At 60.1% G+C, this 16,424-nt stretch carries 19 protein-coding genes; 15 read left to right on the top strand and 4 right to left on the bottom strand.

Going from position 1 to position 16,424, the window contains the following annotated elements:
- Positions 1–76: 76 nt before the first annotated feature.
- The 13 genes from LH464_RS03105 (at position 77) to trmB (ending at position 11,733) form a co-directional block, all read left to right on the top strand.
- Positions 77–643 (top strand): NifU family protein, encoded by a 567-nt coding sequence (locus tag LH464_RS03105; protein WP_226784909.1) that lies wholly within the window; start codon positions 77–79, stop codon positions 641–643.
- 11 nt (positions 644–654) lie between these two features.
- Entirely contained in the window at positions 655–1,314 is a 660-nt protein-coding gene (gene tsaB, locus LH464_RS03100) for a tRNA (adenosine(37)-N6)-threonylcarbamoyltransferase complex dimerization subunit type 1 TsaB (protein ID WP_226784908.1), read from the top strand.
- A gap of 8 nt (positions 1,315–1,322) precedes the next feature.
- Positions 1,323–1,817, top strand: a complete 495-nt coding sequence (locus LH464_RS03095; RefSeq protein WP_226784907.1) for a GNAT family N-acetyltransferase — start codon at positions 1,323–1,325, stop codon at positions 1,815–1,817.
- Positions 1,818–1,856: 39 nt separating this feature from the next.
- A complete protein-coding gene (locus tag LH464_RS03090) occupies positions 1,857–2,285 on the top strand; it encodes a Fur family transcriptional regulator (RefSeq protein ID WP_226784906.1) in 429 nt (142 codons plus the stop codon).
- A complete protein-coding gene (locus LH464_RS03085; protein WP_226785079.1) occupies positions 2,285–3,079 on the top strand; it encodes a lysophospholipid acyltransferase family protein in 795 nt (264 codons plus the stop codon). The genes LH464_RS03090 and LH464_RS03085 overlap by 1 nt, the downstream gene beginning before the upstream one ends.
- A 44-nt stretch (positions 3,080–3,123) precedes the next feature.
- On the top strand, positions 3,124–4,536 hold the full coding sequence (gene miaB / locus LH464_RS03080; protein ID WP_226784905.1) for a tRNA (N6-isopentenyl adenosine(37)-C2)-methylthiotransferase MiaB: 1,413 nt from the start codon (positions 3,124–3,126) through the stop codon (positions 4,534–4,536).
- A 24-nt stretch (positions 4,537–4,560) separates the two neighbouring features.
- Positions 4,561–5,616: a PhoH family protein gene (locus LH464_RS03075; protein WP_226784904.1), complete on the top strand. Its 1,056-nt coding sequence runs from the start codon at positions 4,561–4,563 to the stop codon at positions 5,614–5,616.
- A 17-nt stretch (positions 5,617–5,633) separates the two neighbouring features.
- On the top strand, positions 5,634–6,143 hold the full coding sequence (gene ybeY, locus LH464_RS03070; protein ID WP_226784903.1) for an rRNA maturation RNase YbeY: 510 nt from the start codon (positions 5,634–5,636) through the stop codon (positions 6,141–6,143).
- Between the two features lie 9 nt (positions 6,144–6,152).
- Positions 6,153–7,325, top strand: coding sequence for a transporter associated domain-containing protein (locus tag LH464_RS03065; protein ID WP_226784902.1), 1,173 nt, complete (start codon positions 6,153–6,155; stop codon positions 7,323–7,325).
- Positions 7,326–7,418: 93 nt separating this feature from the next.
- Complete coding sequence (gene lnt, locus LH464_RS03060; RefSeq protein WP_226784901.1) at positions 7,419–9,011, top strand: apolipoprotein N-acyltransferase; 1,593 nt, start codon at positions 7,419–7,421, stop codon at positions 9,009–9,011.
- A gap of 110 nt (positions 9,012–9,121) precedes the next feature.
- Complete coding sequence (locus LH464_RS03055; RefSeq protein WP_226784900.1) at positions 9,122–9,541, top strand: helix-turn-helix domain-containing protein; 420 nt, start codon at positions 9,122–9,124, stop codon at positions 9,539–9,541.
- Positions 9,542–9,704: 163 nt separating this feature from the next.
- Positions 9,705–10,949, top strand: a complete 1,245-nt coding sequence (metK, locus tag LH464_RS03050) for a methionine adenosyltransferase (protein WP_226784899.1) — start codon at positions 9,705–9,707, stop codon at positions 10,947–10,949.
- Positions 10,950–11,031: 82 nt separating this feature from the next.
- Positions 11,032–11,733, top strand: a complete 702-nt coding sequence (gene trmB / locus LH464_RS03045; protein WP_226784898.1) for a tRNA (guanosine(46)-N7)-methyltransferase TrmB — start codon at positions 11,032–11,034, stop codon at positions 11,731–11,733.
- 9 nt (positions 11,734–11,742) lie between these two features.
- Here trmB and LH464_RS03040 read toward each other — a convergent pair whose 3' ends face one another.
- A complete protein-coding gene (locus tag LH464_RS03040; protein WP_226784897.1) occupies positions 11,743–12,000 on the bottom strand; it encodes a BQ00720 family protein in 258 nt (85 codons plus the stop codon).
- Positions 12,001–12,046: 46 nt separating this feature from the next.
- Positions 12,047–12,475 carry an Hsp20 family protein gene (locus LH464_RS03035; protein ID WP_226784896.1) on the bottom strand — a complete coding sequence of 143 codons (429 nt, stop codon included), beginning with the start codon at positions 12,473–12,475 and terminating at the stop codon, positions 12,047–12,049.
- A 179-nt stretch (positions 12,476–12,654) separates the two neighbouring features.
- Here LH464_RS03035 and LH464_RS03030 point away from each other — a divergent pair, with 179 nt between their 5' ends.
- Positions 12,655–13,599 carry a nucleoside hydrolase gene (locus LH464_RS03030; RefSeq protein ID WP_226784895.1) on the top strand — a complete coding sequence of 315 codons (945 nt, stop codon included), beginning with the start codon at positions 12,655–12,657 and terminating at the stop codon, positions 13,597–13,599.
- Positions 13,600–13,615: 16 nt separating this feature from the next.
- Here the strand turns inward: LH464_RS03030 and LH464_RS03025 are convergent, their stop codons facing one another.
- Together LH464_RS03025 and LH464_RS03020 are read right to left on the bottom strand one after the other, a co-directional pair.
- Positions 13,616–14,515, bottom strand: coding sequence for a ribokinase (locus tag LH464_RS03025; protein WP_226784894.1), 900 nt, complete (start codon positions 14,513–14,515; stop codon positions 13,616–13,618).
- Between the two features lie 50 nt (positions 14,516–14,565).
- Positions 14,566–15,768, bottom strand: coding sequence for a DNA recombination protein RmuC (locus LH464_RS03020; RefSeq protein WP_226784893.1), 1,203 nt, complete (start codon positions 15,766–15,768; stop codon positions 14,566–14,568).
- A gap of 122 nt (positions 15,769–15,890) precedes the next feature.
- Here LH464_RS03020 and def point away from each other — a divergent pair, with 122 nt between their 5' ends.
- On the top strand, positions 15,891–16,406 hold the full coding sequence (gene def, locus LH464_RS03015; protein WP_226784892.1) for a peptide deformylase: 516 nt from the start codon (positions 15,891–15,893) through the stop codon (positions 16,404–16,406).
- Positions 16,407–16,424 lie beyond the last annotated feature (18 nt).

The following is a 16,424-nucleotide window of genomic DNA, read 5'->3' as shown; positions in this document are numbered from 1 at the left end:
AACCCAAAGATGATTAGGACTATCTTCTTTGGAAGAATTCTAAACTAGGTGCCGGTCGGCACTCAGGAGAAGCGACATGTTCATCCAGACAGAGGCAACGCCGAATCCGGCGACCCTGAAGTTCCTGCCGGGCAAGATTGTCATGGAAAAGGGCACGGCGGATTTCCGTCAGGCCGGCGAGGCGGACGCGTCGCCGCTTGCTTCCCGCTTGTTCACCATTCCCGGCGTCACCGGCGTCTATTTCGGCTACGACTTCATTACAGTCACCAAGGACAGCGCCGAATGGCAGCACCTGAAGCCGGCAATCCTCGGGTCGATCATGGAACATTTCATGTCGGGTCAGCCCGTCATGGGCGGTGGCACCAGCACGGCGGAAGTGTCCGACGAAGAAGATGAATTTTATGATGATGGCGACGAGACGATTGTCGCAACCATCAAGGAGCTTCTCGAAACGCGCGTGCGTCCGGCCGTGGCCCAGGATGGCGGCGACATTACCTTCAGGGGCTTCAAAGACGGGACCGTCTACCTGAACATGAAGGGCGCTTGTTCCGGTTGCCCGTCGTCGACGGCAACGCTGAAGCACGGCGTGCAGAACCTGCTTCGTCACTTCGTGCCGGAAGTCCAGGCCGTCGAAGCCCTGTAGTACGACCTCCGATGATCGTCTTGGCAATAGATACGGCCGGGGTGGATTGTTCCGCCGCGCTCTATGACAGCGAAACCGGCCGTATGCTTGCGGCTGTGACCGATATGATCGGCAAGGGCCACGCCGAAAGGCTGATGGCGGTGATCGACGAAGTTCTGGCTCAGGCGGCGCTTGAGCTGAAGGACGTCGATCGCATTGCCGTCGTGATAGGCCCCGGTTCCTTTACCGGCATTCGCGTCGGAGTAGCTGCGGCGCGCGGCTTGGCTCTCGCGCTCGACATCAGTTCAGTCGGGATAACCACGCTCGAAACGCTTGCCGCGATGCATCTCGGCGAGCCGTCTGGCCGGCCCCTGCTGGTGGCGATGGATGCCAAGCGCAATGAACTCTACGTCCAGACCTTTGCCGCCGACGGTCGCCATCTGAGCGAACCGGTTGCCATGTCGCCGGAAGATACAGCAAGCTTGGCGAGTTCCCTTTCTGCCGATGTAGCGGGCTCGGGGCGGGCGCTTGTCATGGGCGAAGAAAATGCCGCGGTCGCTGACCGATTCGATATAGCCACGGTCGCACGGCTGGGCGCTTTGAAGACGGAGGAAGCGTCCCGACCCAAGCCGCTCTATCTTCGTGGACCGGATGCGAAGCCGCAGACCGGTTATGCCCTCGCTCGATCCTGATTGCTTCGATGTTCGACGAATATTTGCAATGGAAGCCCTATTTCGAGATCGTCCCGATGGAAGCGGACGATTGCCGGGAGATTTCCGAGCTCCACGGTCAACGCTTTCCGCGCCAGTGGAGTGATGGCGAATTCCTGAGCCTGCTGCTGCAGCCGAATGTCTTTGGCTTCGTTGCGCGGCAGACCAATGCCTTCTTCTCCCGCCCCGCGGCGGGATTCGTGCTGGCGAGGGAAGTGGCCGGTGAGGCCGAGATACTGACTGTGGCGGTCGGAAACAAGTTCGGCAATCTGGGACTTGGGTGGCGGCTGATGCAAGCCGCACTGCGGGAAACCAGCCAGCGCGGCGGCGAGGTGATCTTTCTCGAGGTTGAGGCTGCCAACCAGGCCGCCATCCGCCTGTATCGGAAGCTGGGTTTTACAACGGTCGCCGAACGGCCCGCGTATTATGCGGGGCCCGATGGAGAGCGTTCGACGGCGCTTGTCATGAAGCGCGATCTTCGGTAGGTCCAAAAAGACTGTGAATGAAATGAAGGCGGCAACGTCATGACAGATCTTTCCAAGACGCTGGAGGAACTGTGCGCCGAAAAGGGCATGCGCATGACGGATCAACGTCGCGTCATTGCCCGTATTCTTCAGGAATCGGACGACCATCCCGACGTGGAGGAACTCTATCGCCGTTCCGCCAAGATCGATCCCCGGATCTCGCTCTCAACCGTCTATCGGACGGTCAAGTTGTTCGAGGATGAGGGGATCATCGAGAAGCATGACTTCCGGGACGGGCGCTCTCGCTATGAAACCGTCCCCGAGGAGCATCATGATCATATGATCGATGTGAAGTCGGGAACCGTGATCGAATTCCATTCCGCCGAGATCGAGGCTCTCCAGGAGCGGATTGCCCGCGAGCATGGTTTCCGGCTCGTTGGTCACCGGCTGGAACTGTATGGCGTTCCGCTGGACAAGGATGACGTTTGATCACCTGGTTGCGGATTGGCTTCATTGTCGTCGCTTTATGTGCGGTCACGCTGGTCCTTTTGCCGCTCCAGCTCGTCGCGCTCGCCTTCGAGTGGAAGATCCGTCGTTATATTCCAAGGCTCTGGCACCGCGCGGCCTGTCGCTTGTTCGGCATTCGTATCCACGTCCATGGGACGCTTGACCGGCGCCGTCCGTTGATGCTGGCTGCCAATCATGCGTCCTGGAAAGACATCCTCGTGCTGGGCGCGGTGGCCGATGTCGCGTTTATCGCCAAGTCGGAAGTCGCCAAGTGGCCCGTGTTCGGGGTTCTCGCGAAGCTTCAGAAGACCATTTTCGTAGAGCGGGAGCAGAAGCGGAAGACGGGCGACAAGGTCAACGAGATTGCCGAACGGATGAAGGCTGGGGAGGTCGTCGTCCTGTTTCCGGAAGGTACGACCTCGGACGGAAACCGGTTACTGGAGATCAAGTCGTCTCTCTTCGGTGCGGCGGCAGCCGCAGTTCCGCATGTCCCCGGGAATGTGGTGCATGTCCAGCCGGTGGCGATCGCCTACACGCGGGTCCATGGAATGGCGATGGGGCGGTACCACCGGCCGATCGCCGCATGGCCCGGCGACATAGAACTCGTTCCACATCTGATGGGTGTGGTGAAGGCAGCGGCGATCGATGTGGAAGTCTCGTTCGGCGAGACCATCGAGTTCCGGGCCGGGGACAACCGCAAGCTCCTCAGCGCGGAAGTGGCCGCCCGCATCCGTCGCATGTTGCTGGCACGGCTGCGTGGCCGCGACTACCGTTAGGACGAGCCTTCTATTCGAGGCATTCTTGGCGTAAAGAAGCGCCCATGAGCACGGATACATCGACCCCCACTTCGCCGGCTGAGGGCCAGGCTGCAGCCAACACGCGCAAGGTCTTCATCAAGACCTATGGCTGCCAGATGAACGTCTACGATTCCGTCCGCATGGGCGACGCCCTGGCGAACGAAGGCTATGTGCCGACCGAAGAGATGGAAGAGGCGGACCTGATCCTCCTGAACACCTGCCACATTCGCGAGAAGGCTGCCGAGAAGGTCTATTCCGCACTCGGGCGCCTGCGGGATATGAAGCAGGCCCGCCATGCCGTGGGGCGGGAACTGATGGTTGGCGTGACCGGTTGCGTGGCGCAGGCCGAGGGTGAGGAAATCCTCCGCCGTGCCCCGGTTGTCGACGTCGTGATCGGGCCGCAAACCTACCACCGCCTTCCTGACGCCCTGCGGCGTGCCCGCGACGGACAGCGCGTCATCGACACGGATTATGCGGTCGAAGACAAGTTCGAATATCTTCCTGTGACCGACAAGGCACGCATTCGCTCTCGCGGCGTGACGTCTTTTCTGACTGTTCAGGAAGGTTGCGACAAGTTCTGCACCTTCTGCGTGGTGCCCTATACGCGTGGCTCGGAAGTGTCCCGCCCCGTTCACCAGATCCTGAACGAGGCACGGCAGCTCGTCGAGGGTGGGGTTAGGGAGATCACGCTTCTCGGACAGAACGTCAATGCCTGGCGTGCGGAAGGTCCCGACGGACGGGAGTGGAGCCTCGGCGACCTGCTTTACCAATTGGCGGAGATCCCGGGGCTTGCGCGGCTTCGCTATACGACCAGCCATCCACGGGACATGGACGACCGGCTCATCGAGGCTCACCGGGATCTGCGCTCCCTGATGCCATATTTGCATCTTCCGGTGCAGTCGGGCTCAGACCGTATCCTGAAGTCGATGAACCGCCGCCACACCGCAGCCGATTACCTGCTTCTGATCGACAGAATAAGGCAGGTCCGGCCGGACATCGCGTTGTCGGGTGATTTCATTGTCGGATTTCCAGGCGAGACCGACCGTGACTTCGAGGATACGCTGCGGATTGTCGAGCAGGTCAACTATGCGCAGGCCTTCTCGTTCAAATATTCCATCCGTCCGGGTACGCCCGGCGCGGACATGGCCGATCAGGTTCCAGAAGACGTAAAAGCGCAGCGGCTGGAAAGATTACAGGCATTGCTCTTGAAACAGCAGGCCGAATTCGCCAAATCCTGCGTTGGGAAAGTCATCGATCTGCTGCTGGAAAAGCCCGGCAGGAACGAAGGACAGGTGATTGGAAGATCTCCTTGGCTTCAATCTGTAAATGTTGATGCAAAAACTTCGCAGATAGGCGACATTATCCCGGTACGAATCATTGGAACAGGGCCAAACAGCTTGTTTGCCGAACCGGCACAGGATCTAGTTGGTACCTGATTTCCTGGCGAGGAGCTTGCCTACTTGAACGGACACGAACTGGTTTCTTCACCCGCGCGTCAACCCCGATCCGCTGCGACCGATGCCAACCACTTCGTCCTGACGTTTGAGAACAACAGGTTCGCTAGTGAGCTTTTCGGTCAGTTTGATCAGAACCTGAAGCTGCTTGAAGAGCGGCTCAGCATAGATGCGCGGGCCCGCGGTAATTCCGTGACGATTTCGGGAGACCTGACTGCGACCAACCAGGCGCGCCGGGCTCTGGACTATCTCTACGAACGGCTTCAGAAAGGCGGCAGCGTGGATACCTCCGACGTGGAAGGCGCTATCCGTATGGCGGTGGCAGCTGACGACCAGCTGCTGTTGCCCACGATGGAACGCAAGGCCAAGCTGTCAATGGCGCAGATTTCGACGAGAAAGAAGACGATCGTCGCACGAACCCCGACCCAGGATGCCTATATGCGGGCGCTGGAGCGGGCTGAACTCGTATTCGGCGTGGGTCCGGCCGGCACCGGCAAGACCTATCTCGCCGTGGCTCATGCGGCCCAGCTGCTGGAGCGGGGCGTGATCGACCGCATCATTCTGTCCCGTCCTGCCGTGGAGGCAGGCGAGCGCCTCGGCTTCCTGCCCGGCGACATGAAGGAAAAGGTCGATCCCTATCTGCGTCCGCTCTACGACGCCCTTTATGATATGATCCCCGGCGACAAGGTCGAGCGGGCGCTGACCGCCGGTGTTATCGAAATCGCTCCGCTGGCGTTTATGCGTGGCCGCACGCTGTCGAATGCGGTTGTTATTCTGGACGAAGCCCAGAATACGACATCCATGCAGATGAAGATGTTCCTGACGCGCCTGGGTGAAAATGCGCGCATGATCATCACGGGTGATCCGAGCCAGATAGACTTGCCGCGCGGCGTGAAGTCCGGTCTGGTGGAGTCTCTCCACATCCTGAAGGGCGTCGAGGGCATCTCCGTCGTCCGCTTCAAGGATGTCGATGTGGTTCGCCATCCCCTGGTCGGACGGATCGTTCGCGCCTATGACGCGCAATACGCCGTTCATGAGGAAAGCGAGGAAACCGACCGCTAGAGCTTGGTCGGATACGCATGGCCCAACTCGATATACAGATCAGCGTCGAAAACGAAGGCTGGCCCGAAGAGAACGTCCTGCAGACGCACGCCGAGAAGGTTTTGTCGGTCGCGGCCGGACATCTGGCTGAGGCGGAGCGCCAGCCGTTCCCGAACCAGCCGGTTGAACTATCAATCGTCTTCACCGACGATGAAGCGATCCGCGAGATCAATGCCGAGTGGCGAGGCATGGACAAGCCCACCAACGTGCTCTCGTTCCCGGCTTTCCCTGTAAAACCCGGAAAAATGCCGGGGCCCATGCTGGGAGACATTGTCATCGCGCGCGAAACAGTGGAGCGTGAGGCGGCGGATCTCGACAAAACTACCGAGGAGCATTTGACGCATCTCCTCGTCCATGGTTTTCTGCACCTGTTCGGCTATGATCATATTGAAAATGATGAGGCCGAACGGATGGAAATGCTGGAGACTCGCATTTTGGCCACTCTTGGCCTATCTGATCCCTATGCGGGACAAGACCCGATTACCTAGCTTGGAACAATGAACGAAATTTCGACACTTTCTGCCCATGAGGGCAAGGACGGTTCGGACAACTCTTCGGAAGAAGGCAGTAGTCCGCAACGACAGGACAATCACTCACGAAGCCACGGCTCGTTCTGGGCCCGCGCGGTACGGCTTCTGAGGCCTTCGCAAGGCGAACGCCTTCGCGAAGATCTGGCCGACGCATTGATGACGGACGCTAACGTCAGCAGCGCGTTTTCGCCCGAAGAACGCGCGATGCTCCACAATATCCTGCGGTTCCGCGAGGTTCGCGTCGAGGACATCATGGTGCCGCGTGTCGATATCGAGGCGGTGGATATGACCATGACCCTCGGCGACCTGATGATCCATTTCGAGGAGACCGGTCGGTCGCGGATGCCGGTTTATTGCGACACGCTCGATGATCCGCGCGGTTTCGTCCATATCCGAGACCTGCTGTCGTATCTTGCGAAGCAGGCGCAGAACAAGGGGCGGTCCAGCCCCCGCGCAGCCCCCTCCCAACCCATGCCGCTGGTCAACGAAAAGGCGGAGAAGACGGAGAAGACGGCGCGTGCACCGAAGGCCGCCTTCGATCTCGGTCGTGTCGATCTGAGCAAGACGGTTGCCGAGGCAGGCCTTATCCGCAAGATCCTTTTCGTCCCGCCCTCCATGCTGGCTTCCGATCTGATGCAGAGCATGCAGGCGGCGCGGACACAGATGGCTTTGGTGATCGATGAATACGGTGGGACGGACGGTGTCGTTTCCCACGAAGACATCGTCGAGATGGTCATCGGTGATGTCGAAGACGAGCACGACGATGAAGAGGTCATGCTCTCCAGCACCGGCGAAGACATCTTCGTCGCCGATGCCCGGATCGAGCTTGAGGAAATCGCCGAAGCCATCGGCCCGGATTTCGATATTCGCGACCGCATGGAAGATGTCGATACTCTTGGCGGACTGATCTTCTCCGCCCTGGGACGGATTCCGGTGCGCGGTGAGGTCGTTCAGGCGGTGCCGGGCTTCGAGTTTCATATCCTCGATGCCGATCCCCGCCGCATCAAGCGTGTTCGTGTCGTGCGCAAGCGGGCGCTGGCGCGTCGCCGTCATCTCAAGGGGGACGGGGATGCTGCCGTCCTGGAACAAATAGCACCTCCCGTGCCGGATTCTGTCGGCGCGAACGAGCAAAGGCCCTGAAAACCGTAATCCCTGCATCGCCTGTATCAGGACAGAAGCTGTGATTTTTGAAACACTGCAGTCCTGATTCGGGCGAATGGGGAAAGGGTGCTGATGGAGCGGCTGGCGGGAAAGGTCATGCTTCTTTGGGGCGTGCGCCGGATAATGCTGGCAATCGCTGCCGGGGCGATCGGGGCCTTGGCCTTGCCGCCATTCGGGTTTTTCGGCGCCTTCTTCGTTTCCTTTACTCTTCTCGTCTGGTTGATGGATGGTCTCGCATCTCATCCTGATGGCGGCTGGCTTGCGCGCTTGCGCTCCGCTTTCCTGCTGGGCTGGTTGTTCGGACTGGGATACTTCGTGGCCGGCCTCTGGTGGCTCGGCAATGCACTTCTTGTCGAGGCTGACGAGTTTGCCTGGGCTCTGCCGTTGGCCGTGCTCGGCCTGCCTGCGGTCCTGGGGCTTTTCTACGGCCTGGCGACGGCGTTGGCGAGCACACTCTGGTCGGATGGATTTGGTCGTCTGGCCGCGCTTGCTCTCGGCTTCGGCATTGCCGAGTGGCTGAGGAGCTTCGTCGCGACCGGCTTTCCATGGAGTGCCATCGGCTATGGCGCGATGCCCATGCCGGTCATGATGCAGTCTGCCGGCGTCATTGGTCTCTTCGGAGTGTCGACGCTTGCCGTCCTTGTCTTCTCCGTGCCAGCGCTTTTCGGTACGCAACGGGGGCTGAAGACGGGCATCGCCGCGGGCCTCCTCCTTCTCTGCATCCATTTCGGCTACGGTGCATACCGCCTGAACATCACGCCGGATGGCGGCGGGGAGGGCGAAGCGGTTGTCCGGCTCGTTCAGCCGGTGGTCGACCAGTCGCGCAAACTTCAGAATGCCGATCGCACCGATATTTTCGAGGAGCACCTGGCGCTTTCCGATGCGCCGCCGGAGGCAGGCGGTCGGCGCCCCGACATCATCGTCTGGCCGGAGACCTCCGTGCCCTTTATCCTCACCGAAAATCAGGATGCGCTGGCGAGGATCGCGGATGTCCTGGATGAAGGCCAGGTTTTGGTCGCCGGGGCCGTGCGTGTGGAATATATCGGGGCCGGCTCGACACCCCGCTATTACAACTCTGTCTACGTCGTGGATGACGCGGGACAGATCCTCGCGGCCTCCGACAAGGTGCACCTGACCCCGTTCGGAGAATATGTGCCCTTCGAGAACTGGCTGAGGGACTGGGGTATCGATAATCTTGTGTCCCTGCCGGGAGGCTTTACGGCTGCGGCAGTTCGCTCGCTGCTCCCCCTTCCGGGCGGTCAATCGCTCTATCCCCTGATCTGCTACGAAGCCATTTTCCCGCAGGAGATCACCGAGGACATAACCCGGGCGACTGCGATCCTGAACATCACCAATGATGCCTGGTTCGGGGATACGCCGGGACCGTATCAGCATTTCCTCCAGGCCAGGGTGCGGGCTGTGGAAACGGGCCTTCCCCTCATCCGCGGAGCCAACAGCGGCATTTCGGCGGTCGTCGATTCGTTTGGCAGGGTGAGTGACGGATTGGCTTTCAATCAGAAGGGGTTCATCGATGCTCCGTTAAAGGACGCGACTGTTCCCTCGTGGAACAATTCGGCTCGCCTCACTCACTTCTGTTTGATCCTGTTCTCGATGTTCCTGATTGCAGCGCTTGCTCGCATGGGTTTTAAAACAGGCACGAATTGACCCAAAACCCCCAAAAATGCATAGTGCCCGCGCTGGGGTTGTAGGCATCCGGAAGAGGAAGAAGCGCTGTGAGGCGCGGTTCATCGACCACCAACTATCAGGACATAGTGATGATTGAGAATAAGAAGAAGCCGAATCCGATTGATATCCATGTTGGAAGTCGGATTCGTCTTCGCCGTACGATGCTGGGAATGAGCCAGGAGAAACTTGGTGAAAGTCTGGGCATCACGTTCCAGCAGATCCAGAAATACGAAAAGGGCACCAACCGTGTTGGCGCCAGCCGTCTTCAGAATATCTCAAGCATCCTCAACGTGCCGGTCTCGTTCTTTTTCGAGGACGCTCCCGGCGACCACACGACAGCGGCGGGCGGCATGGAAGAGGCTTCCAGCTCCAACTATGTCGTTGACTTCCTGTCGTCATCGGAAGGGCTGCAGCTCAACCGGGCCTTCGTCAAGATTGCTGATCCGAAAGTCAGGAAGCGGCTTGTCGACCTGGTCAAGGCGCTGGCGGCAGAGGCTGAGGCTGACTAGCCTTAGATTCCCGGATCCAACAGAAAGCGGCGTAAGCCGCTTTTTTTTCGCGCGGACCGCTTCCCCTCGGCGGTTTGACATATAAAGATATATTTATGCGCTTGTGTTTGGTTGGGTGAGCCACTAACACATGACTGTTTATTTCATTGAGGGGAATCCCGTAATGCGCGCCAGTTATCTCTTTACCAGCGAGTCGGTTGCTGAAGGCCATCCAGACAAGGTTTGCGACCGCATCTCCGATGAGATCGTCGATCTCGTCTACCGCGAAGCTGCCAAGACCGGAGTGGATCCTTGGACGGTGCGCATCGCATGCGAAACCCTCGCCACCACCAACAGGGTGGTCATTGCTGGTGAAGTTCGCCTGCCGCCGAGCCTTATGAAGAAGGATAAGGACGGCAAGGACGTCATCAATCCCTCCAAGTTCAAGTCCGCGGCGCGCAAGGCCATCCGTGATATCGGCTACGAGCAGGACGGTTTCCACTGGAAGACGGCCAAGATCGACGTGCTCTTGCACTCGCAGTCGGCCGATATCGCGCAGGGTGTCGACAGCGCCGCTGATAAGCAGGGCGATGAAGGTGCGGGCGACCAGGGCATCATGTTCGGTTACGCCTGCAAGGAGACGCCAGACCTCATGCCGGCGCCGATTTACTATTCGCACAAGATCCTGCAGCTGCTCGCCGCGGCCCGCAAGAAGGGCGAGGGCGATGCCGGCAAGCTGGGTCCCGACGCGAAAAGCCAGGTCACCGTCCGCTACGAAGAGGGCAAGCCCGCCTGCGTGGACTCCATCGTGCTTTCAACCCAGCATCTGGACGAGAACTGGGATTCGAAGAAGGTTCGTTCTGTCGTCGAACCTTATATCCTCGAAGCGCTTGGTGACCTCAAGATCGCCGACGATTGCAAGTGGTACATCAACCCCACTGGAAAGTTCGTCATCGGTGGCCCGGACGGCGACGCCGGATTGACCGGCCGCAAGATCATTGTTGATACCTACGGGGGCTCGGCTCCGCACGGTGGCGGAGCGTTTTCCGGAAAAGATACGACCAAGGTCGACCGGTCCGCAGCCTACGCGGCGCGCTATCTCGCCAAGAACGTCGTTGCCGCTGGCCTGGCCGAACGCTGCACGATCCAGCTTTCCTACGCCATCGGTATCGCACAGCCGCTGTCGGTCTATGTCGACCTGCACACAACGGGCAATGGCGTAACCGAGGATCAGGTCGAGGCCGCAATCCGCCAGGTCATGGATCTGTCACCGACTGGCATCCGCCGTCACCTCGATCTCAACAAGCCTATTTACGCCAGGACTGCAGCTTACGGCCACTTCGGCCGCAAGGCTGGCCGCGACGGCTCCTTCTCCTGGGAGAAGGTAGATCTGGTGAAGCCTCTCAAGGATGCTCTGAAGGCCGCCTGATTGGCCTTTACGGACCCATTGTGAAGACTGTAAAGCGGATGGCTCTCTGGACCATCCGCTTTTTAGTTTCGGAAGATAGTCGATGAATGATCAGCAGCGCCCAAGTCGGTCGACCGAGGCATTTTTCGGAAGACGCAAGGGAAAGCCTTTGCGGGAGCGGCAAGCGGAAGGCCTGGCCTCCGTACTGCCAGCGCTCAAGCTCGACCTGCAAGCAGAAGCGCCCGGTAAGCTCGCCGAACTTTTTCCTGTCCCGGTCCATGAAGTGCGGCTGGAGATTGGTTTCGGTGGCGGCGAGCACCTGATCCACCGTGCTGTGGAAACCTCCGATACCGGTTTCATTGGCGTCGAGCCGTTCGTCAATTCGATGGCGAAGCTGGTGGGACGCGTCGATGACCTGGGCCTGAAGAATATCCGCGTCTATGACGACGATGCGACTCAAGTACTCGACTGGCTACCTGAAGGGTCGGTGGATCGGATCGATCTTCTGTATCCTGATCCCTGGCCAAAGCGGAAGCACTGGAAGCGCCGGTTTGTTTCACAGGTCAATCTTGCGCGGTTTCACCGCGTCCTGAAGCCGGGCGGGCTGTTCCTGTTCGCTTCGGATATCGACACGTATATCAACTGGACCCTGACCCATTGCAGAGATCATGGCGGCTTCGAATGGCTGGCGGAGCAGTCTTCGGATTGGTTGACGCCGTTTGCGGGCTGGCCTGGCACTAGATACGAAGCCAAGGCCCGGCGCGAGGGGCGGTCGTCCGCCTATCTCACGTTTCGCAAGGTGTAGTCGCCTCGACTAGTGCAGGCTTACAGTCTTCAGGTCGTCTTCGGCGGCCTTGAAGAAGGTGCTGGAACGGTTGTCGGTCAGCAGGATCGGCGTACCGTCGGCACCGAACAGTGCCCATAGGTCGAGGTTCGGATCCATCTCCGGTGCTTCTGGAAAGCAGCGCGAGACATCTTCCGAGCGAATTTTGCGAATGTAGCCGACTTCTCCAGAGCCAAGGTGGGCGAGTTCGGACTGCGTAAGACGCGTATTGGCTTCTTTCAGGAGCATTTCAGCCTCCAACATTGAGGAGCGTAACGACGGTGATGTCGTTGGCTCACTGTGAGACGGAAATGTTAATTTTTCGCACCATGCGCGCCGGTTCCGGTCGGATCAGGTCGACGGAGAGAAGCCCGTTCTTCAGCGTTGCGCCGGCGACCTGCATCCCGTCGGCCAGCACGAACATGCGCTGGAACTGGCGGGCGGCAATGCCGCGGTACAGGTAATCGCGTTCCGGCTGTTCAGTCTGCCGTCCGCGAATGACCAACTGATTTTCTTCCACCGTCACGTCGAGATCGTTGTCGGAGAAGCCGGCGACAGCAACCGTGATGCGCAGACGCTCAGGCGCGCCGTCCGAATCGGCGTGAAGCCGTTCGATGTTGTAGGGCGGATATCCGTCGTTGGCCTTGGCCAGCCGCTCCAGGGTCTTTTCCATGGCGTCGAAGCCCAGAAGCAGCGGGCTCGCGAACGGCGTGATTCGGCTCATTTATCAGTCCTTGCAAAAAGCGACCATGATCTGGGCCCGTCAGACGGCGCCCTGCTCACCGGCAATATGGGAAGCCGGCCCGTCCGGCGCAAGCGGTGGAGCGGCGTTCGGTGGTACGCCATTGCCTGTCTGAATACGGGCGTGTAGCAACGATCTGCAATACGAGATTGAGGCTTGAGATGGCGCAACGCAGAAAAATCATCATCGACACAGACCCGGGGCAAGACGATGCCGCAGCCCTCATGCTGGCATTCGCAAGTCCCGATGAACTGGAGGTTCTCGGCCTCACCGCAGTGGCCGGAAATGTGCCTCTCGCGTTAACAAGCCGAAACGTGCGCATCGTCTGTGAGCTCTGCGGTCGCACCGATGTGCCTGTCTACGAGGGGGCGAAGCAGCCGATCGCGCGCCAACTGGTGACGGCGGAACATGTCCACGGTCGGACGGGCCTCGATGGGGCGGAACTTCCGGAACCGACGATGGCGGTTCAGCCCCAGCATGCCGTCGATTTCATCGTCGAAACGATCATGCGGGAACCCGAGGGGAGCGTCACCCTTTGCACCTTGGGGGCGCTGACCAACGTCGCACTGGCGCTGCAGAAGGAACCGGCGATCGCCGAGCGGGTCAAGGAACTCGTGATGATGGGCGGCGGCTTCTTCGAAGGCGGCAACATAACGCCGGCGGCAGAATTCAACATCTATGTCGATCCCGATGCTGCGGCCGCGGTGTTCGCGTCGGGAATGCCGATCGTCATGATGCCGCTCGACGTCACTCATCAGGTGCTGACGCGGAAGGATCGGGTGGCGAAGATCGCCGCTCTCGATACCCGTCCGGCGAAGGTCCTGGTCGACTGGCTCGCATTCTTCGAGCGTTTTGACGAGGAGAAGTACGGGTCGGACGGCGGGCCGCTGCACGATCCAACGGTGATCGCCTATCTGTTGAAGCCGGAGCTCTTCTCCGGTCGCCATTGCAATGTCGAGATCGAGACGCAATCGGAACTGACGGTCGGCATGACGGTGGTCGACTGGTGGCGGGTGTCAGGACGCCAGCCGAATGCAATGGTTATGCGGGACGTCGATTCCGATGGCTTTTTCGAGCTGTTGACGGAACGGGTCGGTCGGCTTTGATGCCTGTCGGAACGCCCTAGAGGCGTTCTGTTACTTCCGCATCCGTCGGTATGGAGGGCTGTGCTCCAGCCTTGAGGCAAGCAAGCGAGCCGGCGACTGCGGCACGCCGAAGAGCCTCCTCGAAAGCCAGGCCGCTATCGAGGCTGGCTGCCAGGTAGCCGCAGAACGTATCGCCTGCGCCCACCGTGTCGACCGGCTCGATGGAGAGCCCGTCTGACTTGTAGATCTTGCCATCGCGGGCGGCGATCACGCCGTCCGCTCCGAGCGTGACGATAAAGGTCTGGCCGCTTTGCGCATGCATCTTCTGCAGCGCATCCTGCCGGGTGTGGGCATCCATTTCGGACCGGCCCGCGAGCAGCTCGAACTCTGTCTCGTTGGCAATGACGATATCCGCAAGCCGAGACAGCCGGGCAGCGTCCGCGGTCAATGGCGCGGTGTTCAGGATCGTAGTCACGCCCTTGGTTCGCGCCGCCTGTAGTGCGGCTTCCACCGACGCCGCCGGGATCTCCAGCTGCAGCATCAAGAGATCGTTTGCGCCCATCGCCTCGACCGCTGCGCGGGCCTGTGCCTCATCGACAGTGCCGTTTGCGCCCGGAACCACGGCGATCATGTTTTCGCCAGTCCCGCCGACGAGGATGAGAGCGGTACCGGTGGGATCATCGACCCGATTGACCGAAGACAGATCCGTTCCCGCATCGTCCAGAAGCGCAAGCGCCGGGGCTGCGAACTCGTCCTTTCCGACTGCTCCCGCCATCCGGACGTCCCGACCGGCGCGGCGCGCCGCAAGCGCCTGGTTTGCGCCCTTGCCTCCTGCTGCGGTCGAGAAGCCGGTGCCGGCGACGGTTTCCCCCGGTTCCGGCAAGCGCTCCGTCGTGGCGATGAGGTCCATGTTGATGGAGCCGAAAACGGTGATCATGTAAGGATGCCTCGCGCTGCTGACTTTGACCGGGACACTGCCCGAGGCGCTTACTCCTCGTCAACTACCCGAAGCTTCAGCATCCCCGTTCGACTTTCCACCGCTCGGGGAGGAGCGACCTCTTTCTCCACCGCCGGTGCAACGATTTCCAGTTCCAGGGCGCCGATCTTCGCGCCTCGTTTCGTCAGCTTGTCGGAAGATATGACGATCTGCTCGACGTCGCGCTGGGCGGCAAGGAAATGCCCCTGCAGCTTGCGGGTCCGGTCATCCAGCCGCGTCAGGTCGTCCATCAGCAAGGCTACCTCGCCCTGGATGAGATGCGCCTGTTCGCGCATGCGCTGATCCTTCAATACGGCCTGGATGACCTGGATGGACAGCATCAGGAGCGACGGAGAAACGATGACCACCCGCGACCGTTGAGCCTTTTGCACCACCGCGTCGAAATGCTCGTGGATCTCCGCGAAGATCGATTCCGATGGCACGAACAGGAAGGCCATGTCCTGCGTCTCGCCGGAAATGAGATACTTTTCCGAAATGTCTCGGATATGCACCTCAAGGTCCCGTCTGAACTGCTGCCCTGCTGCCTTGCGGGCTTCGGGTGCGGCCACATCGCGAAACGCGTTCCAGGCCTCCAGCGGAAACTTTGCGTCGATGACAAGAGGGGCAGCCCCGTTAGGCATCCTGATCGTGCAGTCGGGACGCTTGCCGTTGGAAAGCAGTGCCTGAAATTGATAGGCGCCTATCGGCAGACCATCGGCCACGATGGCTTCCATCCGGCCCTGGCCGAAGGCGCCGCGGGTCTGCTTGTTGGACAGGATGGCCTGCAGCCCGACCATATCCTTGGCGAGGTTCTGGATATTGTTCTGGGCCGCGTCGATAACGGCCAGCCGCTCCTGCAGCAGCCGCAGGTTCTCGTGCGTGGATTTCGTCTGTTCCGACAGCGTGGTTCCGAGACGCTGCGTCATGCCGTCGAGCCGCTGGTTGACGCCGTGGTTCAGCTCGGCCTGTCGCTGCGACAGTGTCTCGGTCATGTGCGCAAGGCGGCCCTGCATCTCTGCCTGCGAACGGACAAGCTCGGCAAGCCGGGCTTCCGATTCCAGCGCCCGGCGGGCAGCTTCCTCACGCAGCCGGCGAGACGAGGAGCGCGCGTACAGGGCCGCGACGCACACGATCGTGACGACAACACCCGCGAGCCAGAGGGAAGAAGGCGCGCCCTGAAGGGGGGCGGGAAGCATAGCGATGATACGGTCCATACGGGCAACCTAGCAGATTTCTGTTGCATCAGAAGATCAAAACATGAACATTTGGTATCTGTCCGCCTTTTGAGACCGTTCTCCGGTGTTCCATCCACGAAAAAGATGCGCTATGGGAGGCCATGACGATCAAGCCTCTTATCATCCTGCCCGACCCGCTGCTCCGACAGGTCTCGACATCTGTGGAGCAGGTAGATTCCGAAATAAAGCGCCTTGCCGACGATATGCTGGAGACGATGTACGACGCTCCGGGTATCGGTCTTGCAGCGGTCCAGATCGGTGTGCCGCGCCGGATGCTGGTGATCGATGTTTCGCGTGACGACGAGGAAAACAAGCCGCTCGTTTTCATCAACCCGGAAGTCGTGAGAACATCTGACGACCGCTCGGTCTATGAGGAAGGCTGCCTCTCGATTCCCGACTACTATGCCGAGGTCGAGCGTCCGGCAGTCGTGACTGTGAACTATGTCGACCGTGAGGGCAAACAGCAGAGGCTTGAGGCCGATGGATTGCTGGCAACCTGCCTGCAGCACGAGATCGACCATCTTGATGGCGTCCTGTTCATCGACCACATCTCGCGCCTGAAGCGGGAGATGGTGATTAGGAAGTTCACCAAGGCTGCCAAGACACGGGTGGTCTGACGCTGGACCAGTCCCGAG

Source organism: Pseudorhizobium xiangyangii, from assembly GCF_020531965.1.
GTDB lineage: Bacteria > Pseudomonadota > Alphaproteobacteria > Rhizobiales > Rhizobiaceae > Neorhizobium > Neorhizobium xiangyangii.
This window is presented reverse-complemented; position numbering and strand designations above follow the sequence as displayed.